Source organism: Peteryoungia ipomoeae (assembly GCF_004912165.1).
GTDB classification, from domain to species: Bacteria; Pseudomonadota; Alphaproteobacteria; order Rhizobiales; family Rhizobiaceae; genus Allorhizobium; species Allorhizobium ipomoeae.
This window is the reverse complement of the sequence record NZ_STGV01000003.1, coordinates 241,310-262,605: the sequence shown is the minus strand read 5'-3', so window position 1 is coordinate 262,605 and position 21,296 is coordinate 241,310. Positions and strand designations below refer to the sequence as shown.

22 protein-coding genes are annotated in these 21,296 nt (G+C 61.2%); 15 read left to right on the top strand and 7 right to left on the bottom strand.

Annotated elements, in window-relative coordinates; translation table 11 throughout:
* Positions 1-81: 81 nt before the first annotated feature.
* Positions 82-1,389: a D-alanyl-D-alanine carboxypeptidase family protein gene (locus tag FAA97_RS11050; protein WP_136598582.1), complete on the top strand. Its 1,308-nt coding sequence runs from the start codon at positions 82-84 to the stop codon at positions 1,387-1,389.
* A 55-nt stretch (positions 1,390-1,444) separates the two neighbouring features.
* On the opposite strand, the gene FAA97_RS11045 is transcribed toward FAA97_RS11050, so the two are convergent.
* The 3 genes from FAA97_RS11045 to FAA97_RS11035 all read right to left on the bottom strand — a co-directional run bounded on the left by FAA97_RS11045 (position 1,445) and on the right by FAA97_RS11035 (position 3,932).
* Complete coding sequence (locus tag FAA97_RS11045; protein ID WP_136598581.1) at positions 1,445-1,861, bottom strand: bleomycin resistance protein; 417 nt, start codon at positions 1,859-1,861, stop codon at positions 1,445-1,447.
* Entirely contained in the window at positions 1,858-3,273 is a 1,416-nt protein-coding gene (gene tldD / locus FAA97_RS11040) for a metalloprotease TldD (protein ID WP_136598580.1), read from the bottom strand. Before tldD ends, FAA97_RS11045 begins: the two co-directional genes overlap by 4 nt.
* A gap of 122 nt (positions 3,274-3,395) precedes the next feature.
* Positions 3,396-3,932: an invasion associated locus B family protein gene (locus FAA97_RS11035; protein WP_136598579.1), complete on the bottom strand. Its 537-nt coding sequence runs from the start codon at positions 3,930-3,932 to the stop codon at positions 3,396-3,398.
* Between the two features lie 328 nt (positions 3,933-4,260).
* On the opposite strand from FAA97_RS11035, the gene coxB reads away from it, so the two are divergent.
* The 10 genes from coxB (at position 4,261) to ispH (ending at position 12,293) form a co-directional block, all read left to right on the top strand.
* Complete coding sequence (coxB, locus tag FAA97_RS11030; protein WP_136598578.1) at positions 4,261-5,145, top strand: cytochrome c oxidase subunit II; 885 nt, start codon at positions 4,261-4,263, stop codon at positions 5,143-5,145.
* 14 nt (positions 5,146-5,159) lie between these two features.
* The gene (gene ctaD, locus FAA97_RS11025) at positions 5,160-6,827 is read left to right on the top strand and encodes a cytochrome c oxidase subunit I (protein ID WP_136598577.1); all 1,668 of its coding nucleotides are present in this window, start codon (positions 5,160-5,162) and stop codon (positions 6,825-6,827) included.
* A gap of 103 nt (positions 6,828-6,930) precedes the next feature.
* Entirely contained in the window at positions 6,931-7,887 is a 957-nt protein-coding gene (locus FAA97_RS11020) for a heme o synthase (RefSeq protein ID WP_136598576.1), read from the top strand.
* The gene (locus FAA97_RS21385) at positions 7,887-8,021 is read left to right on the top strand and encodes a hypothetical protein (RefSeq protein WP_136598575.1); all 135 of its coding nucleotides are present in this window, start codon (positions 7,887-7,889) and stop codon (positions 8,019-8,021) included. The genes FAA97_RS11020 and FAA97_RS21385 overlap by 1 nt, the downstream gene beginning before the upstream one ends.
* Before the next feature lie 13 nt (positions 8,022-8,034).
* Complete coding sequence (locus FAA97_RS11010; RefSeq protein WP_136598574.1) at positions 8,035-8,643, top strand: cytochrome c oxidase assembly protein; 609 nt, start codon at positions 8,035-8,037, stop codon at positions 8,641-8,643.
* Positions 8,644-8,701: 58 nt separating this feature from the next.
* On the top strand, positions 8,702-9,577 hold the full coding sequence (locus FAA97_RS11005) for a cytochrome c oxidase subunit 3 (protein ID WP_136598573.1): 876 nt from the start codon (positions 8,702-8,704) through the stop codon (positions 9,575-9,577).
* A gap of 136 nt (positions 9,578-9,713) precedes the next feature.
* A complete protein-coding gene (locus FAA97_RS11000; protein ID WP_136598572.1) occupies positions 9,714-10,097 on the top strand; it encodes a DUF983 domain-containing protein in 384 nt (127 codons plus the stop codon).
* A 49-nt stretch (positions 10,098-10,146) separates the two neighbouring features.
* Positions 10,147-10,848 carry an SURF1 family protein gene (locus tag FAA97_RS10995; protein WP_246041429.1) on the top strand — a complete coding sequence of 234 codons (702 nt, stop codon included), beginning with the start codon at positions 10,147-10,149 and terminating at the stop codon, positions 10,846-10,848.
* 70 nt (positions 10,849-10,918) lie between these two features.
* On the top strand, positions 10,919-11,284 hold the full coding sequence (locus tag FAA97_RS10990) for a DUF1304 domain-containing protein (protein WP_136598570.1): 366 nt from the start codon (positions 10,919-10,921) through the stop codon (positions 11,282-11,284).
* 4 nt (positions 11,285-11,288) lie between these two features.
* The gene (ispH, locus tag FAA97_RS10985) at positions 11,289-12,293 is read left to right on the top strand and encodes a 4-hydroxy-3-methylbut-2-enyl diphosphate reductase (RefSeq protein ID WP_136598569.1); all 1,005 of its coding nucleotides are present in this window, start codon (positions 11,289-11,291) and stop codon (positions 12,291-12,293) included.
* A 25-nt stretch (positions 12,294-12,318) separates the two neighbouring features.
* Here the strand turns inward: ispH and FAA97_RS10980 are convergent, their stop codons facing one another.
* Entirely contained in the window at positions 12,319-14,028 is a 1,710-nt protein-coding gene (locus FAA97_RS10980; RefSeq protein ID WP_246041417.1) for a putative bifunctional diguanylate cyclase/phosphodiesterase, read from the bottom strand.
* A gap of 227 nt (positions 14,029-14,255) precedes the next feature.
* On the opposite strand from FAA97_RS10980, the gene FAA97_RS10975 reads away from it, so the two are divergent.
* The 3 genes from FAA97_RS10975 to FAA97_RS10965 all read left to right on the top strand — a co-directional run bounded on the left by FAA97_RS10975 (position 14,256) and on the right by FAA97_RS10965 (position 16,093).
* The gene (locus FAA97_RS10975) at positions 14,256-15,221 is read left to right on the top strand and encodes a homoserine kinase (RefSeq protein WP_136598568.1); all 966 of its coding nucleotides are present in this window, start codon (positions 14,256-14,258) and stop codon (positions 15,219-15,221) included.
* Positions 15,218-15,685: a ribonuclease HI gene (rnhA, locus tag FAA97_RS10970; protein WP_136598567.1), complete on the top strand. Its 468-nt coding sequence runs from the start codon at positions 15,218-15,220 to the stop codon at positions 15,683-15,685. The genes FAA97_RS10975 and rnhA overlap by 4 nt, the downstream gene beginning before the upstream one ends.
* Positions 15,686-15,784: 99 nt before the next feature.
* Positions 15,785-16,093, top strand: coding sequence for a Dabb family protein (locus FAA97_RS10965; protein WP_136598566.1), 309 nt, complete (start codon positions 15,785-15,787; stop codon positions 16,091-16,093).
* 62 nt (positions 16,094-16,155) lie between these two features.
* Here FAA97_RS10965 and FAA97_RS10960 read toward each other — a convergent pair whose 3' ends face one another.
* Together FAA97_RS10960 and FAA97_RS10955 are read right to left on the bottom strand one after the other, a co-directional pair.
* A complete protein-coding gene (locus FAA97_RS10960) occupies positions 16,156-16,641 on the bottom strand; it encodes a peroxiredoxin (protein WP_136598565.1) in 486 nt (161 codons plus the stop codon).
* 69 nt (positions 16,642-16,710) lie between these two features.
* Positions 16,711-17,523 carry a protein-disulfide reductase DsbD domain-containing protein gene (locus tag FAA97_RS10955; protein ID WP_136598564.1) on the bottom strand — a complete coding sequence of 271 codons (813 nt, stop codon included), beginning with the start codon at positions 17,521-17,523 and terminating at the stop codon, positions 16,711-16,713.
* Between the two features lie 187 nt (positions 17,524-17,710).
* Here FAA97_RS10955 and FAA97_RS10950 point away from each other — a divergent pair, with 187 nt between their 5' ends.
* Positions 17,711-18,310, top strand: coding sequence for a YqgE/AlgH family protein (locus FAA97_RS10950; protein ID WP_246041416.1), 600 nt, complete (start codon positions 17,711-17,713; stop codon positions 18,308-18,310).
* An 84-nt stretch (positions 18,311-18,394) separates the two neighbouring features.
* Here the strand turns inward: FAA97_RS10950 and FAA97_RS10945 are convergent, their stop codons facing one another.
* Positions 18,395-21,277 carry an EAL domain-containing protein gene (locus FAA97_RS10945; protein ID WP_425467416.1) on the bottom strand — a complete coding sequence of 961 codons (2,883 nt, stop codon included), beginning with the start codon at positions 21,275-21,277 and terminating at the stop codon, positions 18,395-18,397.
* Positions 21,278-21,296: the final 19 nt, after the last annotated feature.

Below are 21,296 nucleotides of genomic sequence, written 5' to 3'. Positions count from 1 at the left end.
AAGGGCTGTCGGGCCGAAGGCTTTCCTGGGTTCGCAGGAAGGCGGCGGGCCGATGAAATAGCGTAAAATTCCGGAGTCGTAATGAGCAAGTTCTTGGTCCTGTTGTCGTTTTGTGTGACGCTCCTGTCTCTTTCGACAACTGCCCAGGCCGGTAGCGCCCAATTGCTGCTGGATGCCCGCACGGGCGAAGTTCTCGCTTCTGAGAACCCTGATGAGCTCAATCACCCGGCATCGCTGACCAAGATGATGTCCGTCTACATGGTGCTCGAAGCCATCAAGTCGGGCAACCTGACCTGGGACAGCAAGGTGCCGTTCTCCAAATACGCTTCCGCCCGCCCGCCGACAAAGCTTCGCGTGAAAGCCGGCGACGAAATCACTGTCAAGGAAGCGGTTTTGGCCATGATCGTGCTGTCGGCCAATGACGTTGCCGCAGCCGTGGGCGAAAAGCTTGGCGGTACCGAACGCAATTTCGGCAACATGATGACCCGCAAGGCGCGCGAACTCGGCATGGTCAACACGACGTTCTACAATGCGTCGGGCCTGCCGCATCCGGACCAGTTCACCACCGCGCGCGACATGTCGACGCTTGGCGTGGCGCTGATCCGTGATTTTCCAAAGGATTACGCGCTCTTTTCTACCAAGAGCTTCGAGTTCCGTGGCCGCACCATCAATGGCCACAACAACCTCATGTATCGCTACAAGGGCATGGACGGCATCAAGACCGGCTACACCAATGCCTCCGGCTTCAACCTCGTCAGTGCTGTCGAGCACGATGGTCGCCGCGTTGTCGGCGTCGTCCTGGGTGGGCGCACCGCCGCCAGCCGCGACAAGATCATGGAAAAGCTGATCGACGCCCATATCGGTAAAGCCGTTGCCGGCGAGGAACTGATGGTCAGCCGCGAAATCAAGCAGAATGTCGATGTTGCGCGCATCTCTGGCCAGTCGTCCGAAGATGGCGGCGGCGAAGACGCATTGTCTGCGCTCCAGAAGCTTGCAGGTATCACCGCAGCCGATGAGCCGAAGGTTGCAGCCGCCTATGCGCCGGCCCGCCAGAACTACAAGGCCGTCGCAGCGAATGCGCAGGAGCCGCTTCAGGTCCAGACACCGGCCGCGCCCGTCGCCCAGGTGGCTATCATGGACAAGTGGCAGGTTCAGATTGCCGCCTCCGACAGTGCCCAGGGCGCCATGCAGATCCTCAAGGAAGCCCGCGAGAAGATCGGCGCACCGCTTGAGAACCTCGACACCTATACCGAAGCCATGACGAACAACGGCGTGACCTATTACCGCGCCCGCTTCACCGGATTTGAAACCAAGGACAAAGCCCGCGCGATCTGCGAGCATCTCGTGCGTCAGCGCTACGACTGCGTGCTGATGCCGGCACGGGGCTGAGGCTGGAGTTTGCCAGCATCAAGGCATTGGCTGATACCCTGCCGGGGGTAGGGGCCTAGCGGCTGCCGAGATCCTCAAAACAGCGCAGCAGGTAACCATCGGGATCGGCGACGACGAATTGTCGATTGCCGACATGGTGGTCATCGCGCCGATACCAATTTTCCTCGAGCGGCAGGTAAAGCTCAATCTTGGCCGACGCCAGGCGCGACAGGATCATCTGGACATCGACAATCCTGATCTGCAGGTTGAGACCACGACCGAAGGGGCGATGCAATGCTGCGCCGTCGAGGTCGAAAGTGCGGCCCAGTCCGATCTGGTCGATCATCAACTGGGCATCACCGAGTCTCAGAAAGCTGAAGCCTTCCTCGGGCCGCTCATAGACGACGTCGAATCCCATGAGATCGCAATAGAAGGCGCGGCTCGTCCGCCAGTCGCTTACCGCAAGTTCGGGGACGAGCGCGTTTGTCTTCACGCCTTGGTGCCGCCCACCGTGATCTGGTCCATCCTCAGATGCGGCTGGCCGACCCCGACGGGCACCCACTGGCCGGCCTTGCCGCAATTGCCGATGCCGGTGTCGAGCTTCGAGTCATTGCCGATCAGCGAGATGCGCTTCATCGCGTCAGGCCCGTTGCCGATCAGCATGGCGCCCTTCACCGGTGCGCCGATCTTGCCGTTTTCGATCAGATAGGCCTCGGTGCAGCCGAAGACGAACTTGCCCGAGGTGATGTCCACCTGGCCACCACCGAAGGAGACGGCATAGATGCCCTTCTTCACCGAGGCGATGATTTCTTCCGGAGTCTTGTCGCCCGACAGCATGTAGGTATTGGTCATGCGCGGCATGGGCTGGTGCGCATAGCCCTGCCGGCGGCCATTGCCGGTCGCCTTCATGCCCATCAGGCGGGCGTTCTGGCGGTCCTGCATGTAGCCGACGAGGCGGCCGTTCTCGATCAGCACATTATAGGCAGACGGCGTGCCTTCATCGTCGACAGTGATCGAGCCGCGACGGTTGTCGATCGTGCCGTCGTCGACCACGGTGACGCCGGGAGCAGCCACCATCTCGCCCATCAGCCCGGCAAAGGCCGAAGTCTTTTTGCGGTTGAAGTCGCCTTCAAGCCCGTGGCCGACGGCCTCGTGCAGCATCACGCCCGGCCAGCCATTGCCAAGCACGATATCCATCGTGCCGGCCGGCGCTTCCTGCGCCTCGAGATTGACCAGCGCCTGGCGCAATGCCTCGTCCGCGCCGCGCTGCCAGCTTTCGGTCGAGAGAAAATCGTCAAAGCCTTGCCGGCCGCCAATCCCAAAGGAACCACTTTCCTGGCGGTCGCCGGCGCCGGTCACCACAGAGACATTGATCCGCGTCATCGGCCTGATATCGCGCACCCGGTGGCCATCGGCGCGCAGGATCTCGACCACCTGCCAGCTGGCGGCAATCGAGGCGGTCACCTGGCGCACCTTGGGGTCCTTGTCGCGCAGGTAGGCATCGATTTCCGAGAGCAGCTTCACCTTCTCCTCGAAGCTCGGAGAGCCGATCGGATTGCCGTCGCCATAAAGCTTGGCATTGGTCCGCTGCGGCGCTGCCGCATAGGAGCCGGAATGGCCGCGCGTGACGGCTCCCACGGCATCCGCTGCGCGGGAGAGGGCAGACAGCGAGAGTTCGCCGGCATGCGCGTAACCGACGGCTTCACCAGCCACCGCGCGCAGGCCAAAGCCCTGGTCGGTGTTGAAGGATCCGCCCTTCAGCCGGCCATTGTCGAAGGTCAGCGATTCTGCCTGGGCGTGCTCGATGAAGAGTTCGCCGTCGTCTGCTCCCTTCAAGGCATCGGCAACACGCTGTGTCAGCGTGGCTTCATCGCAATCGAAGAGGGAGAGAAGGTCCTGGGTCATGCTGGTCTCCTTGGCCGTTGCCCCTGCATGTAGGCGTCGAACGAAAAAGGGGCAAGCCCGGCAGGCTCACCCCTTTGATCTAAAGCTTCACGATCAGGCGAGGGGATGCCTCGCCACAGGCATCAAGGCAGCTGGTCGTAACCTTCGCCGAAGCCGGCAAGTTCGATCGGAATGCCGACGCGATCCTGATCTGCCGATTCCCTGAGCGCAAAGACCGCGGCCTTGCCGGCGCGCAGGATCTTCATCAGCTCGTCGTCGATTTCGACCTCGACATAGCAGCCCTCGGAGAAGCAGCGGGTGAAATAGGCCCGGCCGATATTGTTGCCGTCGACAAACAGCTCCATGCCATCTTTCAAGAGAACGCCGAGCGGCGCGAGGATGCGCAGGATGCGTGCCTTGCGGTCGGCCGTCTTCAGAATGACGACGGACAGGCCAACTTCCGGCCGGTCGTCGGCAATGACGTTCTGCATCAGCGCGCATTGCTCGGTGGCAGCCCCTGCCGGCTGGTCGCAGATGACGGCCCATGCGCCATGGTTTGATCGCACCGAACCGGGCTGCTGTGGGGTTTGCTGTGCCTGTGCCTGTGCCGGGACGGCCAGCGCGCCAATCAGGACGGCGCCTAAAGCCAGGCTGGTCCGGGCAAGTCGTGGAAGACCCATGAATACCTCTGGAAAACGAATCATCCCGCGCATTCTTGGCGCCGGGGTGGGGAAATGGGAAGCCCCATGCCCTCTATTATGAGTGACTGCGGCATAATTGGGACTCGCAAACGCATCAGATGCGCCGGAACGGGACCTCAAGTCACACGACCGGAAGGAAACTCACAGCCCTTGGTCGCATCTGCTTGATGAAGCGCAAAAATGCCGCACCGGCTATGCCTGCGGCGTATTGCGATTGCGGCCAATCTATGATTTGAAACGGCGACACTAGCATGATTTTTGCGCTATGGTTTGACCTGGATCAAGCGCTTGTGGGAGACCAACCGTGATGAAGAGAACCTATGCAGCCCTGGCCGCGCTGGCCTGTCTGCTTTTCGCTTCTGTCAGCTTCGCCGATCAGCCGAAGCCCTGGCAGATGGGCATGCAGGAGCCGGCAACCTCCATTATGGAGTTCAACAGCTGGTTTGAGCAGTACACACTGTGGTTCATCGTTCCGATCACCATCTTCGTTCTGATTCTCCTGATTCTCGTCGTGGTGAAGTTCCGCGCGAGTGCCAATCCGGTGCCGTCGAAGACCAGCCACAACACGACGATCGAGATCGTCTGGACCGTTGTGCCGGTCCTGATCCTGTTTGCGATCGCCATTCCGTCCTTCAATCTTCTGACCTATCAGCTGAAGATGCCGGAAAACCCTGACATCACGATCAAGGCGACCGCGACGCAGTGGCTGTGGTCCTATGAATATGAAGGCGAGCAGGCCGTTTCCTTCGACAGCTACATGCTGAAGGAAGAAGACCGCGCTGCCGCTGGCAAGGAAGACGCCGCGCGCTATCCGCGCCTTCTGGCTGTGGACAACGAAGTCGTCGTTCCCGTCGGCAAGACCGTTCGTCTGCTGGTCACGGCCGCGCCGACCGACGTTATCCACGCTTTTGCCATGCCGGCCTTCGGCATCAAGATCGACGCCATTCCGGGCCGTCTGAACGAAACCTGGTTCCGCGCCGACCGCGAGGGTCTTTATTACGGCCAGTGTTCGGAGCTGTGCGGCAAGGACCACGCCTACATGCCGATCGCCATCCGCGTTGTCTCGGATGAGCAGTATAACGGCTGGCTGCAGGCGGCGACGTCTGACCTGAACGGTGCAAACCGCGCGCTTATGGCGTCTGTCGACGGCGCTCCCGCCGCCGTCCAGACCGCTGAAAACACCACGAACTGAGAGGAGTGAGGACGATGGCTGGTTCTGTTGCCCACGACGAGCATGCGCACGATGCGCATCACGACCATAAGCCGAGCTTCTTTGCCCGTTGGTTCCTGTCGACCAACCACAAGGACATCGGAACGCTGTACCTGATCTTCGCGATCATGGCCGGCATCATCGGTGCCGCCCTTTCGGTTGCCATGCGCGCCGAACTGGAGCAGCCCGGCATCCAGATCTTCCACGGTCTGGCTTCCATGGTCTACGGCTTTGAAGGCGATGCTGCCATTGATGGCGGCAAGCACATGTACAACGTCTTCACCACCGCGCACGCGCTCATCATGATCTTCTTCATGGTCATGCCGGCGCTGATCGGCGGTTTTGCCAACTGGATGATCCCGATCATGATCGGCGCTCCGGACATGGCCTTCCCGCGCCTCAACAACATCTCCTTCTGGCTCATCGTTCCGGCGTTCCTGCTGCTCGTGCTCTCGATGTTCGTCGAGGGACCGGCAGGCGCCTACGGCGTCGGTGGCGGCTGGACGCTCTATCCGCCGCTTGCGACCTCGGGTCAGCCCGGACCGGCGGTTGACCTTGCGATCTTTGCGCTCCACGTCTCCGGTGCGTCCTCGATCCTCGGTGCGATCAACTTCATCACCACGATCCTCAACATGCGTGCACCTGGCATGACGCTGCACAAGATGCCGCTCTTTGCCTGGTCGGTTCTGGTTACGGCCTTCCTGCTTCTGCTGTCGCTTCCGGTTCTCGCAGGTGGCATCACCATGCTGCTCACCGACCGCAACTTCGGCACGACCTTCTTCTCGCCGGAAGGCGGCGGTGACCCGGTCCTCTACCAGCACCTGTTCTGGTTCTTCGGTCACCCGGAAGTGTACATCCTGATCCTGCCCGGTTTCGGCATCGTCAGCCACATCATCTCGACCTTCTCCAGGAAGCCGGTCTTCGGCTATCTCGGCATGGCCTATGCGATGGTTGGCATCGGTGCCGTCGGCTTCGTCGTCTGGGCGCACCACATGTACACGGTCGGTCTGTCGCTCCAGGCGCAGCGCTACTTCCTCTTCGCAACCATGGTCATCGCGGTGCCGACCGGCATCAAGATCTTCTCGTGGATCGCAACGATGTGGGGTGGCTCGCTGACCTTCAAGACCCCGATGGTCTGGGCGATCGGCTTCATCTTCCTCTTCACCGTCGGTGGCGTCACGGGCGTTCAGCTCGCAAACGCCGGCCTCGACCGTTCGCTGCACGACACCTACTACGTGGTTGCCCACTTCCACTACGTTCTGTCGCTCGGCGCCGTCTTCGCGATCTTCGCCGGCTGGTACTACTGGTTCCCGAAGATCACCGGCTACATGTACAACGAGTTCGTCGGCCAGCTGCATTTCTGGGTGATGTTCGTCGGCGTGAACCTGATCTTCTTCCCGCAGCACTTCCTCGGTCTTGCCGGCATGCCGCGTCGTTACATCGACTATCCGGATGCATTCGCGGGCTGGAACTATGTGTCGTCGATCGGTTCCTACATCTCGGCCTTTGCCGTCCTGATCTTCCTCTTTGGCGTCTTCGAAGCGCTGGCCAAGAAGCGGATCGCTGGCAACAACCCCTGGGGTGAAGGTGCGACCACGCTGGAATGGCAGCTGTCTTCGCCGCCGCCATACCACCAGTGGGAGCAGCTGCCGAAGATCAAGTGATCGGCGCTAACCACAACTGACAAACGGGCGCCGCGGTCCAGAGGGATCGCGGCGCCACGATCCCAAGGGCCATCAAGGCCGATGGAAGACGGAAAGCCAAAGCATGACGGTCATCGACAACAGCGACGTATTCGGCATCGAGGGCGATGTGCGCCTTTCGGAAGCCGGCCCGCGCGATTTCTTCGCGCTCCTGAAGCCGCGTGTCATGTCGCTTGTGGTGTTCACGGCCTTTGCCGGCCTCATTCTCGCGCCCGGTCAGATCAACCCGATCCTGGGCGCCATTGCCATTCTCTGCATCGCAGTCGGTGCGGGCGCCTCGGGTGCGCTCAACATGTGGTACGACGCGGATATCGACGCCGTCATGAGCCGCACGGCGAGCCGCCCTGTGCCCGCAGGTCGCGTCACTCCGCATGAAGCACTGGCCTTTGGCCTTGTGCTCTCCGTGTTCTCGGTCGGCATTCTTGGCCTTGCGGTCAACTGGTTTGCCGCCGGCCTGCTTGCCTTCACCATTTTCTTCTATGCCGTCGTCTACACGATGTGGCTCAAGCGCTCGACCCCGCAGAACATCGTCATCGGTGGTGCGGCGGGCGCCTTCCCGCCGATGGTCGGCTGGGCCTGCGTGACCGGTGGCGTCTCGCTCGACAGCGTCATTCTCTTCATGATCATCTTTCTCTGGACGCCGGCGCATTTCTGGGCGCTCGCTCTCTTCAAGATGAAGGACTATGGTGCCGTTGGCGTGCCGATGATGCCGAATGTCGCGGGCATCCCCTCGACCAAGCGCCAGATTGCCGTCTATGCCGTACTGACCGCCGTGACCGGCGTCCTGCCGACCGTGACGGGTCTTGCGTCGATTGGCTATGGCGTCATTGCTGGTCTGCTCGGCCTCTATTTCGTCCACTGTTCCATCGCCGTCTGGCGCATGGCCGACGGCGACGAGAAGATGGTGCCAGCCAAGAAGCTGTTTGCCTATTCGATCTTCTATCTCTTCGCCATTTTCTCGGCCTTGATGGTCGATTTTTACCTCGCGTCGTTCATCGGCTCGTTCGGAGGTGCTGTCTGATGGATACCGTCGAGCTGAACGACAAGCAGAAAAAATCCCGCCGTGGTCGCAACATCGCGCTTGGCGTGGTCCTTGCTGCTCTGGTGGTGCTGTTTTACGTCGTAACGATCATCAAGATCGGCAATGTCGGTTGAACGAGGCCCTGGCATGAACGCTCCCAATCCAAATTCGACGGCATCGCGGGGACGCAATCTGGGCGTCGCCACAGCCTGCGTCGTCTTTGTTTGCGGCATGGTGGGCATGAGCTTCGCAGCCGTGCCGCTTTACCGGCTGTTCTGCCAGGTCACCGGTTATGGCGGCACGACGCAGCGTGTCGAGCAGATGTCGGACGTCGTCCTTGATCGGAAGATCAACGTGACCTTCGACGCCAATGTGTCTTCCGGTCTCAACTGGGACTTCCGTGCCGTCGACAAGAAGGTCAATCCGAAGATCGGCGAGACCGTCGAGATCCGCTATGAAGCGGTGAACAAATCCGACAAGCCGGTGACGGGTGAGGCGGTCTTCAACGTCACGCCGGGCGAGGCCGGTGCCTACTTTAACAAGGTGCAGTGCTTCTGCTTCACCAAGACCACGTTGCAGCCGGGCGAAAAACTGGAAATGCCGGTCGTCTTCTTTGTCGATCCCGCCATCGTCGATGCGGAAGAGACGAAGGACATCGGTACGATCACGCTGTCCTACACCTTTTACCCGAAAGACGACGAGGCGCCGGTCGCGGCCCTTGCCACCGGGGAAGACAAGGTACAGCCGAAACTGTGAGAGAGGGGGTCCGGTTCGCCGGGTCTCGTAGTGAAATTGACATTCGGGGATTGCTGAAATGGCCGAAGCGCACCAGAAGAACCACGACTACCACATCATCGATCCGAGCCCCTGGCCGCTTCTGGCCGCGATCGGCGCCTTCGTTCTCACCTTCGGTGGCGTGGGTTACATGCGCTATCTGAACGGCGGTTCGTTCAACCTGTTCGGCGTCGATCTGGCCACGCCATGGCTGTTCTACATCGGTCTCGCGATCACGCTCTTCACCATGTTTGCCTGGTGGGCTGACACGATCAAGGAAGCGCATGCGGGCCACCACACCCGCGTCGTGTCGCTGCATCTGCGCTATGGCATGATCATGTTCATCGCGTCCGAAGTGATGTTCTTCGTCGCCTGGTTCTGGGCCTTCTTCGACGCCAGCCTCTTTGCCAATGAGGCAATCCAGGCAAGCCGCGTCGAGTTCACCGGTGGTCAGTGGCCGCCTGTCGGCATCGAGGTTGTCGATCCCTGGCACCTGCCGCTCTACAACACCGTCATCCTGCTGCTTTCCGGCACCTGCGTGACCTGGGCGCACCACGCGCTGCTGCACGATGACCGCAAGGGCGTCATTGCCGGTCTGTCGCTGACGGTTGCGCTCGGCATCCTGTTCTCCTTCGTGCAGGCCTATGAATACATGCACTCGCCGTTCGACTTCAAAAACTCGATCTACGGCGCGACCTTCTTCATGGCCACGGGCTTCCACGGCTTCCACGTTCTGGTCGGCACAATCTTCCTGATCGTCTGCCTGTTCCGCGCGCTTGCCGGCCACTTTACCCCGCAGCAGCACTTCGGCTTCGAAGCGGCTGCCTGGTACTGGCACTTCGTTGACGTCGTCTGGCTCTTCCTCTTCTTCGCCATCTACATCTGGGGCGACTGGGGTGCGCCGCTCGCGCACTAAGCGGGTGACGACAAGGTTTCAAAAGGGCGGCGAAAGCCGCCCTTTTTCGTTGGGCCTGCGACGATCCGGCCCTAGGAGCGCAAGCCCGATTGGTCTAAGGCTGGGAAAAGGCCTGACGCCCCGAGGAGCCGATACCATGCAAGACGACCATGCCCAGTTTCCGCCCACCGAACCGTTGAAAACGGCCCTGTCTGCATCCTGCCCTCGCTGCGGTCACGGCAAGCTCTTCGATGGCCTGACCAAGCCAAAACCACGCTGTGCCTCCTGCGGGCTCGATTTTTCCTGGATCGATGCCGGTGATGGCCCGGCGATTTTTGTCATTCTGATTGCCGATCTTCTGGTGGTCGGCCTGGCGCTCTGGGTGGAGTTGAACTACCAGCCCTCAGTCTGGCTGCACATTCTGGTCTTTGCCCCGCTCGGCGTCGCCTTCACCCTCTGGCTGATGCGCTTCCTGAAAGCGCTCCTGATTGCGCTTCAATACAAGCACAACGCCTCGCAAGGGGTGATCGATCGTGACTGACGGTACCAAGCTCGCAGCTGTCGGTCGCAGGCGTGGCTGGCGCCTCTGGCTGGGACTGGTCTTCGTGCCTGTAGCGCTCGCCATTCTGCTGACACTCGGCACATGGCAGGTCAATCGCCTGTATTGGAAGGAGACGCTGCTGGCGCAGATCGAGGCGCGCCGCAATGCGCCGCCCGCGGATATCGCGGCCATCGAGGCGGCCGTTTCTGCGGGAGACGACATCGATTATCGCCACGCGCAGGTGAGCGGCACCTTCCTGCATGACAAGGAACGGCATTTTCTCGCAACGTTTGAAGGCCAGTCAGGCTTCTATGTCTATACGCCGCTTCAGCTGACCGATGGCCGTTTCCTGTTCGTCAACCGAGGCTTCGTGCCCTATGATCGCAAACTGCCGGAAAGCCGTCCGGAAAGTCAGCCACCGGGTGACCAGACGATCACCGGTCTTGCCCGCGCGCGATTGGCGGCGAAACCATCCTCACTGGTGCCGGACAATGATGAGGTGGCCAACATCTTCTACTGGAAGGATCTCGACCGAATGACCGCCTCTGCCGGTCTCGAAGGCGGTGAGGTTTTGCCCTTCTTCCTCGATGCCGATGCAACCCCCAATGCCGGCGGCCTGCCGAAGGGTGGCGTGACGCAGATCGACCTGCCCAACAACCACCTGCAATATGCCATCACCTGGTATGGCCTCGCCTTCGCCCTGGTCGCCGTCACGATTGCCGGTCTGCTGCGGCGCAGATCAGACGCGTAGTGGTCAGCGGATTTTTCCTTTATGCAAAGGGACGTCAGCATGCCCCTCGTGATCGATGAACGGAGTGTCCATGTCCTATCTCGCCTCGACCCTGGTTGCGCTTGTCGCGCTCGAGCATATCTACATTCTGGTGCTGGAAATGTTTCTCTGGACCACGCCCGCCGGTCGCCGCGCCTTCGGCATGAGGCCCGATCAGGCCGAAGCAACGAAGGTCATGGCCGCCAATCAGGGGCTCTATAACGGCTTCCTCGCCGCCGGCCTGATCTGGGGCCTCTTGCACCCCGATCTTTCCGTCGGCTTTCAGATCCAGCTGTTTTTCCTTGGCTGCGTGCTGGTCGCTGGCCTATATGGGGGGATGACGGCAACGCGGAAAATTCTCTATATCCAGGCATTGCCTGCTGCCATTGCCATCCTTTTTGTTCTGATTGCCGGCTGACACGATGACCTTGCAGACCAACCGCCCCCCTTTGACGATCCGCCTCTGCGGCCCGCGCGGCTTTTGCGCCGGCGTCGATCGTGCGATCCAGATCGTCGTTCTCGCGCTGAAGCGCTACGGGGCTCCCGTCTATGTGCGCCACGAGATCGTGCACAATCGCTATGTCGTGGAAGGGCTGGAGGCCAAGGGTGCGATTTTCGTCGAGGAACTGAACGAGATCCCCGCCGAGCACCGACAGCAGCCGGTGGTGTTTTCCGCCCATGGCGTGCCGAAATCGGTGCCGGAAGACGCCGCAAGCCGCAATCTCTTCTATCTCGATGCTACCTGTCCGCTCGTCTCGAAGGTCCACAAGCAGGCCATGCGCCACCAGCGCCTCGGCCGTCACGTCATCCTGATCGGCCATGCCGGGCACCCCGAGGTGATCGGCACGATGGGACAATTGCCGGAAGGCACGGTCTCGCTGGTCGAAACCGTCGAGGATGCGGAGGCCTATCAGCCTGTTGATCCGGACAATCTCGGCTTCGTGACCCAGACAACGCTCTCCGTCGACGATACGGCCGGTGTCATTGCCAAGCTCAATGAGCGCTTCCCCAATCTCACGGCGCCTTCCGCCGACAGCATCTGCTATGCCACCACCAACCGCCAGGAAGCTGTGAAGGCGGCAGCGCCCGGTTGCGATCTCTTCATCGTCGTCGGCGCACCCAATTCGTCAAACTCCAAGCGGCTCGTCGAGGTGGCGCTGAGGGCAGGGGCAACGCGCTCGCTGCTCGTCCAGCGCGCCGCGGAAATCGACTGGGCCGAAATTGGCGAGATTGGGACGCTCGGTATTTCCGCCGGTGCCTCGGCGCCCGAGGTGATCGTCGACGAGATCATCGAAGCCTTCCGCGAGCGGTTCGACGCGAAGGTCGAGCTTGCCATCACGGCGGAAGAAAACGAGCACTTCCTGGTCAACCGGGAACTGCGCGATGTCGAACTGACGCGCGAGGACATGGCCTGGGTCAACGGCTGACCTGCCGCCGGGTCCCGCGTGCGCTCTATTGGGTTTTAAACGATGCCGAGCGCAGTTGCCGTGTCTCCGATTGCTGGGCGCAGGCAATCGCGTCGTTCATCGGCATCGGACGCCCATACAGGTATCCCTGACCTTCCTCGCATCCCAGCGATCGGAGGAAGGCGGCCTGGCTCTCGGTCTCGATGCCTTCAGCTACGGTTCTAAGGCCCATCTCGCGGCTCATCGTTACCAGTGCTCTGGTGATGGCAGTGTCAGACTTTCGTGTCTGGATATCGCGAATGAAACCACGGTCAATCTTGAGCGTGGTCAGAGGGAAACGCTGCAGTGAACTCAGCGAGGCATAACCCGTGCCGAAATCGTCGAATGCGACGCCGACGCCGATGTCACGGATGGCCATCAGGGTCTGCATGCTTGCCTCATCGTCATTCAGGGTCACCTGCTCGGTGACTTCAAGCTCAAGGCAGTCGGGACGCAGATGATGGGCGTTGAGAGCGGCTTTCACTCTGTCACTGAGATTGCTGGCGCGAAACTGCTGCGTAAACAGATTGACCGCAATGCGATAGCGCGCGCCTTCTCCGTTGACTTTTGCGGCCATCCGGCACGCCTGATCGATGGTCCACCAGCCGATTTCCGTGGCAAGTGAACTCTGCTCCAGGGCGGGCAGAAAATGCCCGGGCAACAACAGGCCCTTGCTTGGGTGGTTCCAGCGGATAAGCGCCTCGAAACCGACCACGGACTGGTGGACGAGATCGACCTGGGGCTGGAAATAGAGTTCCAATTCGCCGTTGCGAAGCGCAAGACGCAGCTCGTCCAGCATGTCGCGCCTGGCCTGCGTTTCATGGCGCATGGCTTCATGGAAGACGAGGGCGCGGCGTCCGCCGACTGCCTTGGCGCGGCTCAACGCGAAATCCGCCGAGGCGATCAGCATTTCCGCATCCGTCCCGTGTTCCGGCGCAAGTGCGATACCGATGCTCGCGCCGACATTGAGCTCCAGTCCGCCAAGGCTGAAGGGTTTTCGGAAAGCCGCGACAATGCTGTTGGCGCGCGCCTGCGCCTCTCGCGCATCCTTGGTGTCTTTCAGCAGGCAGGTGAATTCGTCGCCGCCCAGTCGCCCGATGGCCAAGGAATCGCCCAGGAGATAGCTAAGCCGAACGCCGACGGCCTGCAGAACGCTGTCGCCGATCAAATGCCCATGGATGTCGTTGATCTCCTTGAAACCGTCGAGATCCATCAGTGCCAGAGCGCCGCGTTGCCCTGTCTGCAGCCAGTCTTCGAGGCGGCTGACGAATTCGTGCCGGTTCTGCAGCCCCGTCAGCGTGTCCTGCGAGGCCAGTCGCATCAGGCGTGCGTCGCGCTCGCGCCGTTCCGAAATGTCGCGGATGGTTGCGCCTGCCCAGAAATTGCCGCCCTCATCCTTCCAGGTCGAAACCGCAATCTCGATCGGGAACTCGGCACCGCCGGCCCGCAGCGCGCTGACCTCCACGGCCCGACCGCTCAAACCCGGTTTTGCCCCTGCACTGACATTGGCCATGCCGGCAATATGCGCGCCGCGCAGTCTCTCGGGCACGATCAAAGTGACAGGCTTTCCCAGTATGTCCGCCTGGGAATAACAGAACATCTCACAGAAGGCCGGATTGACGAACCGGATGAAGCCAGCCGCATCCGCAACGATCAGGGCGAGGTTCATCACCTCGGTGAATCGCTCGGTGACAGTTGCTGGTGAGACGGCGGTCATCTTTATCTTTCGGTGGGTGCGGTTATCCTAAAGTAGAGGAATGAGATTAGAAAGAAGTAAAGGTCATGTCCGCAATCGAACCTGTTTCTGTGTGTCACTTAAGGCCCTGATGGTCCGGCCGAATGCCTTTCGGATTTCTGTGGCCGGTGTCGTTGCAGGGCTGGTCGCCTGTCATCACTCGTTATATGCCTTGGACCCGGGCTCAACAGTGACAGGGATCAGGGAACTTGGCCGTTTACACGGATATCAACGAGCAGGATCTGACGGCGTTTCTGGCGCAGTACGATGCGGGTGAACTCCTGTCCTACAAGGGCATTGCCGAAGGCGTGGAGAATTCAAACTTTCTCCTGCACACCTCCAAGGCGCCGCTGATCCTGACGCTCTACGAGAAGCGTGTGGAAAAATCGGATCTTCCGTTCTTTCTCGGCCTGATGCATCACCTGTCCGAGGGCGGGCTGAACTGCCCCCTGCCATTGCCGCGCAAGGATGGCGCGCTTCTCGGCGAACTTTCCGGCCGCCCGGCCGCCCTCATTTCTTTCCTGGAAGGCATGTGGTTGAGAAAACCGGAAGCCCAGCACTGCCGCGAGGTGGGGGCCGCGCTTGCCCGCATGCATGTGGCTGGCGAGGGCTTTGAGCTGACCCGTCCGAATGCCTTGTCGCTGGAAGGCTGGCAGACGCTCTGGGTCAAATCACAGGATCGCGCCGACGAGGTTGAGCCTGGCCTGGAAGCCGAAATCGGCGCCGAGCTGGATTTCCTGGCAGCCCATTGGCCGAAGAACCTGCCATCGGGCGTGATCCATGCCGATCTCTTCCCCGACAACGTCTTCTTCCTCGGCGATCGCCTGTCGGGCCTCATCGATTTCTATTTCGCCTGCAACGACCTTCTGGTCTACGACCTCTCGATCTGCCTCAATTCCTGGTGCTTCGAGAAGGACGGCGCCTACAATATCACCAAGGGCAAGGCGATGATCGAGGGCTATCTCTCGGTGCGTCCGCTCTCCGGCGATGAAATCGAGGCTTTGCCCATTCTCTGCCGCGGTTCAGCGCTACGTTTCTTTCTCACCCGGCTCTACGACTGGCTGATGACGCCGGAAGGGGCGCTGGTGGTGAAGAAGGACCCGCTCGAATATCTGAAAAAGCTGCGCTTCCACCGCGCTGTTACCAATGCTTCGGAATACGGACTGATTTCATGAAACATGTCGATATCTTCACCGACGGCGCCTGCTCGGGCAATCCGGGCCCCGGCGGCTGGGGCGCCGTGCTGCGCTACGGCGAAACCGAAAAGGAACTCTGCGGCGGCGAGGCGGATACCACCAACAACCGCATGGAGCTGCTGGCCACCATCACCGCGCTCAACGCGCTGAAGGACCCTTGCGAGGTCGATCTCTACACCGACAGCAAATACGTGATGGACGGCATTTCCAAGTGGATCTTCGGCTGGAAGAAAAACGGCTGGAAGACCGCCGACAAGAAGCCGGTGAAGAACGGCGAACTGTGGCAGGCGCTCGATACCGCCAACCAGCGCCACAAGGTGAATTGGCACTGGGTCAAGGGCCATGCCGGCCATCCGGAGAACGAGCGCGCCGACGAGCTCGCCCGCAAGGGAATGGAGCCCTTCAAGAAATCCGGCTATACGGGCTCACTCCTGGTGAAGTGATCCGCACCTCCGTCCAGATACTGAGCGCACCACGGCCCGCTTGCCCTTTTGCCCATTCTCCCTATGCTCGCGGCAAAAGCCGGAGAGGGAGAAGTCTGTATGATAAAGCACTGCGTGTTCCTGCGCTTCAAAGCTGCTGTGCAAGAGGCTGAAAAGAATGCGATTTACGCAGCGATTGCCGAGTTGAAAGACGTTGTGCCGGGCATGCTGGATATCAAGAGCGGTCCCAATGTCTCGCCCGAAGGCTTGAGCGGCGGCTACAATGACGGCTTCATCGTCACGTTCGAGGACGAGATGGTGCGCGACTACTACCTCAAACACCCAAAGCATGTGGAAGTTGGCGAACGTATCGTCGGCGCCACCGATGGTGGCCTCGCCGGCATCCTGGTCTTCGATCTGGCTTATTGAGCTGGCATGGAAAAAAGCCGCCCGCGTTGCGGACGGCTTCAAGTCTTGAAATGCTCAGGAAATCAGAGCTGCTCGATCATCGTGGCGGCGGACGAGACTGTTGCCTGGCCCGGATTTTCCTCGATATTCAGGCTCTTGACCACGCCGTCTTCAACCAGCATCGAATAGCGCTTGGAGCGCACGCCAAGGCCGCCGGCGGAAAGATCTGCATCAAGGCCAAGCGCCTTGGTGAAGGAGGCATCCCAGTCGGCGAGGAAGTGGATCTTGCCCATGCCGCCGGTATGCTGGGCCCAGGCGCCCATCACATGCCAGTCATTGACCGACACCACGGCGATGTCATCCACGCCGCGCTCCTTCAGCGCATCACGGTTTTCCAGATAACCGGGCAAGTGGTTCAGCGTGCATGTGGGCGTGAAAGCGCCCGGCACGGCAAAAAGCACGACCTTCTTGCCCGAGAACAGCTGCTCGGTGGAGATTTCCACCGGGCCGTCTGCCGTCTTCTCCTTGAAGGTTGCCTGTGGCAGTCTGTCGCCGATTGCAATGGTCATGGGTCCCTCGTTCCGCTTATGGATGGCAGCATGCCCGCTCATCCGATCGAGGGCGAATATAGGCAGGCCTTATTGAAAGGCAAGCGGCGCTTCCATGGCCCGACCCCCTGTAATCACGAGCAAATGCCACTTTTTCCCGGCAAGCGTGTAGGTCTTTGGCAGCTTGCGGATCGGCACACTCAGCACCGTCGTCTGATCCGCACCGGCGGTGAATGTTCCGTCGAGGAACACATAGCCGCTGGGGCCCTGCAGGAAGAAGCCGTTGGGGGGGTGGCCTGCAGGAATTTTCAGGCTGATATCGAGGCGCTTCCGGTTCGGCTGCATGGTGAAACCAGTGACCGAGAAATCCGCTGACGGCGCTTCCGGCAACCGGGCGCGTGCGGTATCGAGAAGGCCGGTCTCGTCCATCGCCGCCTCGTTCGACGGCGTGACGGTGAGGTCCGCCTGAAACGGAATGCAGATGTTGAGGCAAACGCCGATGAAGACGTGAAGCGTAACGGGCGTCCCGTCTTCAGTACCCGAGAGGCTGAATGGCAGGGTCACCGGCCCGTCGTAGCCGACATCACGCATGCCGCCGGCATTGAGCAGTTTCGGAACGGGGAATTCGACACGCGTCACGGCATAGGCAGCCCCCTTCGGCGTGGTCAGCGATGGCGGAATGCCGACATCGCCCGGCTCCTTCCAATAGGTCACCCAGCCCGGCCGCGGTTCGATGACGAGCGCACCGTCGCGCGATCCGTCGGGCTTGGCAGGCAGAAGCACAAGCCGCATGCGACCGCCCTCGTTCTCAGCCCAGGAGCTGCTGGCGGCGAACGCAGGCAGCGCAAAGAGACAGGGGAGGAGAAGGTAGAAAACAGAAAACGCGATACGAAACAGGCTCATGGACAGACGAATTCCTTTGGCGAGGTTTTCGCTCTAGAAGATAGACAGGCGTGTGGCCAGTCACGCTTCAGTATTTGTGATCATTTTGGGTTGATCATGCGGCTCTTCTGCCCCATCCTCTTATCAGAGGTCTTTAAAAAACCACGCAGCGAACCGGCTGCCGCTTGGCGGCCATATGGAGGCAGGCATGGCATCGAAGATGGAATTCAAGGGACGCGGATTGCTTGACGGCCAGTTGCTGATCGCCATGCCAGGCATGGAAAACGGCGATTTCGCCCGTTCCGTCGTTTACATTTGCGCCCATTCCGACGCGGGTGCCATGGGCTTCATCATCAACCGCCCGCAGCCGGTCACCTTCGCGGATCTATTGCTGCATCTGGAACTGATCGACCGCAACGATGCGATCATGCTGCCGGACCACGCCCGCCAGTTTCCCATCCAATGCGGTGGCCCGGTCGATCAAAGCCGCGGCTTTGTGCTCCATTCAGATGACTATCTCTCCGACAGCTCCATCCCTGTCAGCGACGATATCTCGCTGACCGCCACGCTGGATATCGTCCGCGCCATTTCCGACGGTCGTGGCCCGCGCCACGCCACGATGATGCTCGGCTATGCCGGCTGGGGCCCGGGCCAGCTGGAACAGGAGATCGCCCGCAACGGCTGGCTCCATTGCGCTGCCACCGAAGACCTGATCTTCGACCGTTTCCTGGATGATAAGTATGACCGCGCACTCGCCATGATGGGCATCAACCCGGCGATGCTGTCGATGGATGTCGGGCACGCGTGATAATCTTCCGGTGCGCTGAAGGCTGTCGGGGCGCTTGGCGCTCCCGCACTTGCTCTTCATTAGTCCTGACAGCCGCCGATCGGCTCAAGCCCGCTTCATCAGCGGAAACCGTTCCTTGAGCAGGCGCACCACGGAATCTGATCCAAGCGGCGGGCCGAACAGATAGCTCTGGCCGAATTCGCAGCCCATCATGGCGAGGTCCACCGCGTCCTGCTCGGACTGGATGCCTTCGGCAACGACGGCCATGTCGAGCCCGCGCGCCATCGAGACCACCGAGCGCAACAGAACGGAGCGCTTGTCGGACTGGTCGCAGACCAGCGCCTTGTCGAGCTTGATCGTGTCGAAGGGGAAGCGGGTGAGGTAGGAGAGCGAGGAATAGCCGGTGCCGAAGTCGTCGAGTGCCAAGCTGATGCCGGTCGCCTTCAGCTTTTCCAGCATCAGGCGGGCCTGTTCTGGGTTTTCCATGACGACGGATTCGGTCAGCTCCAGCTTGATCCGGCTCGGATCGCACTGGGTCTTGGTCAGCATGGCGCGCACGTCGTTGTAGATCTCGCTGGAGATCAGCTGCGCCGACGAAAGGTTGACCGAAATGAAGATCGGCAGTTCGCCGGTCTGCTTTTCCCAGTCCATCAGGTCGGAGGAGGCGCGCTCCAGCGCAAACATGCCGAGCGGTCCGATAAGATCGGTCATCTCGGCAATCGGGATGAATTCCATCGGCGGAATGTTGCCGCGCTTCGGATGCTCCCAGCGCATCAGCGCCTCGAAGCCGGCAATCTCGCCACTCGCCAGCTTGACGATCGGCTGATAGGCGATCGACAATTCCTGGCGCTCGATGGCGCGGCGCAGGTCCGTTTCCAGCTGCAGGCGGTCGGTGCTGACGGTGCGGAAGGCCGGGCGGAAAGGCTCGACCCGGTTGCCGCCGGCGCGCTTGGCCCGGTACATCGCAAGCTCGGCATCGGCAAGCAGGCTCGCTGCGCTTTCCTGCTGGTCGATCCAGGACACGAGGCCAATGGAGGCCGTGAGCTCGATTTCGCGATTGGCAAAATTGAGCGGCACCATGATCGCCTTGGAGATCGCATCGGCGAAATCGGCGATCTTGGCCGGGTCGCGCTCGGATACGAGGATCAGGCCGAACTCGTCGCCGGAAAGGCGGGCAAGCGTGTCCTGCGGCTTCAACAGACGGCGCAGGCGCCGGGTGATGGCGATCAGGATATTGTCGCCGGCAGCGATGCCGAGCAGCTCGTTGACGGCCTTGTAGCGGTCGATATCGATGGCGAGAACCGTCGGGCGCACCGCTTCGGTGGTGCCGGCAATCGAGAGGATCGCCTGCAGCCGGTCGAGGAAGACCTCGCGATTGGGCAGCCCGGTCAGGTTGTCGTGCATGGCGTCGACCAGCAGGCGATCGATCGAGTTGCGCTGCTCGGTGACGTCGATGATGGTGCCGACGCAGCGGATCACTTCGCCGTTGGAGCCGAGCACGGGCCGTGCCCGGATCTTCAGCCAGTGGTAATGGCCATCCTCGGCGCGAATGCGGAATTCGTGGGAAAGCCGGCCCTTGCGATGCTCGAGCAGCACGTCGAGCGTGGCGCGGAAGCGGTCCCGGTCGTCGGGATGCAGTCGCGGCAGCCAGTTGCGCGCCGCACCGTGCATGGTGCCGGGCGAGAGGCCCAGGCGCGAGGAGATATCCGGGCTCGTCACCATGCGGTCGCGCGCCACGTCCCAGTCCCAGACGGTATCGCCGGAGCCGGTCAGCGCCAGCGACTGGCGTTCGAGATCGGAGAACAGGCCCTGCTGATAGGCGCCGCCGGCAAAGGCGTGCTGCATGACGGTGAAACCGATCAGGAGAACGATGAGGACGAGGCCGCCGCCGAGCGCCGGCTGAATGATGTCGTTGTCGAGCTGGCCGGTCACCGTCATCCAGCCGCCAAACAGCCAGACGAGGATCAGCGCCCAGGTTGGCACCAGAAGCACGGCGCGGTCATAGCGGTTGATGCCGAGATAGATGATGAGGCCGATGCCCGCCACCCCCGTTAGCGCAAAGGAAAGGCGCGCGATGCCGGCGGCGATGGAGGGGTCGAAGATCGCGACCCCGAACAGCACGCCAAGCCCGAGCATCCAGGCAAGCGTTGCATAGCCGAGATGCACGTGCCAGCGATTGAGGTTGAGATAGGTGAAGAGGAATATGACCAGCGAGGAGGCGAGTGCCACCTCGGCTCCGGCGCGCCACACCCGGATATCGCTTGCGGTCAGCGTGATGAGTTTTTCGAGAAAGCCGAAGTCGACGCAGATATAGGCAAGCACCGCCCAGGCAAGAGCGGCTGCCGCCGGCAGCATCGAGGTGCCCTTGACCACGAAGAGAATGGTGAGGAACACCGCAAGCAGGCCGGCAATGCCAAGCACGATGCCGCGGTAGAGCGTAAACGCGTTGACCGTGTCCTTGTAGGCGTCCGGTTCCCATAGATAGATCTGCGGCAGGTTCGGCGTCGAGAGCTCGGCAACGAAAGTGATGACGGTGCCGGGGTTGAGCGTGATGCGGAAGACATCGGCATCGGCACTTGCCACACGGTCGAGCGCGAAGCCTTCGGATGGCGTGATCGCCATGATGCGCTGCGAGCCGAGGTCCGGCCAGAACATCTTCGAGCCCGACAGACGGAAATGCGGTGCGACGATCACGCGCTCCAGCTGCTCGTCGGAGACATTGGCGAGCGCGAAAACAGCCCAGTCGCCCTGGTGTTCGGGCTGGCTCGAGCGCACTTCGATGCGCCGGCGGATGCCGTCCGTTCCCGCTGCGGTCGAAACCTGGAAGGCCTCGCCCTGATTGGTGTAGATCTCGGTTGTCGCGGTCAGGTCGAGCGCGTTGTCATCGCGGGCAATCTTGACCGGCTCGACCGCCTGCGCCAGCGTTGCCGTCAGCGAGAAGCCAAGGGCCATCAAGCCGAAGAGCATGTGGGAAATGAGACGTGGCATCCGGTATCCTGTGCTGCGC

Bases quoted from the DNA above. Each gene is read 5' to 3' on its own strand.
- FAA97_RS11050 (WP_136598582.1), top strand. From the start codon at position 82: ATGAGCAAGTTCTTGGTCCTGTTGTCGTTTTGTGTGACGCTCCTGTCT.
- tldD (WP_136598580.1), bottom strand. From the start codon at position 3,273: ATGACCCAGGACCTTCTCTCCCTCTTCGATTGCGATGAAGCCACGCTG.
- FAA97_RS11035 (WP_136598579.1), bottom strand. From the start codon at position 3,932: ATGGGTCTTCCACGACTTGCCCGGACCAGCCTGGCTTTAGGCGCCGTC.
- coxB (WP_136598578.1), top strand. From the start codon at position 4,261: ATGAAGAGAACCTATGCAGCCCTGGCCGCGCTGGCCTGTCTGCTTTTC.
- ctaD (WP_136598577.1), top strand. From the start codon at position 5,160: ATGGCTGGTTCTGTTGCCCACGACGAGCATGCGCACGATGCGCATCAC.
- FAA97_RS11020 (WP_136598576.1), top strand. From the start codon at position 6,931: ATGACGGTCATCGACAACAGCGACGTATTCGGCATCGAGGGCGATGTG.
- FAA97_RS21385 (WP_136598575.1), top strand. From the start codon at position 7,887: ATGGATACCGTCGAGCTGAACGACAAGCAGAAAAAATCCCGCCGTGGT.
- FAA97_RS11010 (WP_136598574.1), top strand. From the start codon at position 8,035: ATGAACGCTCCCAATCCAAATTCGACGGCATCGCGGGGACGCAATCTG.
- FAA97_RS11005 (WP_136598573.1), top strand. From the start codon at position 8,702: ATGGCCGAAGCGCACCAGAAGAACCACGACTACCACATCATCGATCCG.
- FAA97_RS11000 (WP_136598572.1), top strand. From the start codon at position 9,714: ATGCAAGACGACCATGCCCAGTTTCCGCCCACCGAACCGTTGAAAACG.
- FAA97_RS10990 (WP_136598570.1), top strand. From the start codon at position 10,919: ATGTCCTATCTCGCCTCGACCCTGGTTGCGCTTGTCGCGCTCGAGCAT.
- ispH (WP_136598569.1), top strand. From the start codon at position 11,289: ATGACCTTGCAGACCAACCGCCCCCCTTTGACGATCCGCCTCTGCGGC.
- FAA97_RS10980 (WP_246041417.1), bottom strand. From the start codon at position 14,028: ATGACCGCCGTCTCACCAGCAACTGTCACCGAGCGATTCACCGAGGTG.
- rnhA (WP_136598567.1), top strand. From the start codon at position 15,218: ATGAAACATGTCGATATCTTCACCGACGGCGCCTGCTCGGGCAATCCG.
- FAA97_RS10965 (WP_136598566.1), top strand. From the start codon at position 15,785: ATGATAAAGCACTGCGTGTTCCTGCGCTTCAAAGCTGCTGTGCAAGAG.
- FAA97_RS10960 (WP_136598565.1), bottom strand. From the start codon at position 16,641: ATGACCATTGCAATCGGCGACAGACTGCCACAGGCAACCTTCAAGGAG.
- FAA97_RS10955 (WP_136598564.1), bottom strand. From the start codon at position 17,523: ATGAGCCTGTTTCGTATCGCGTTTTCTGTTTTCTACCTTCTCCTCCCC.
- FAA97_RS10950 (WP_246041416.1), top strand. From the start codon at position 17,711: ATGGCATCGAAGATGGAATTCAAGGGACGCGGATTGCTTGACGGCCAG.
- FAA97_RS10945 (WP_425467416.1), bottom strand. From the start codon at position 21,277: ATGCCACGTCTCATTTCCCACATGCTCTTCGGCTTGATGGCCCTTGGC.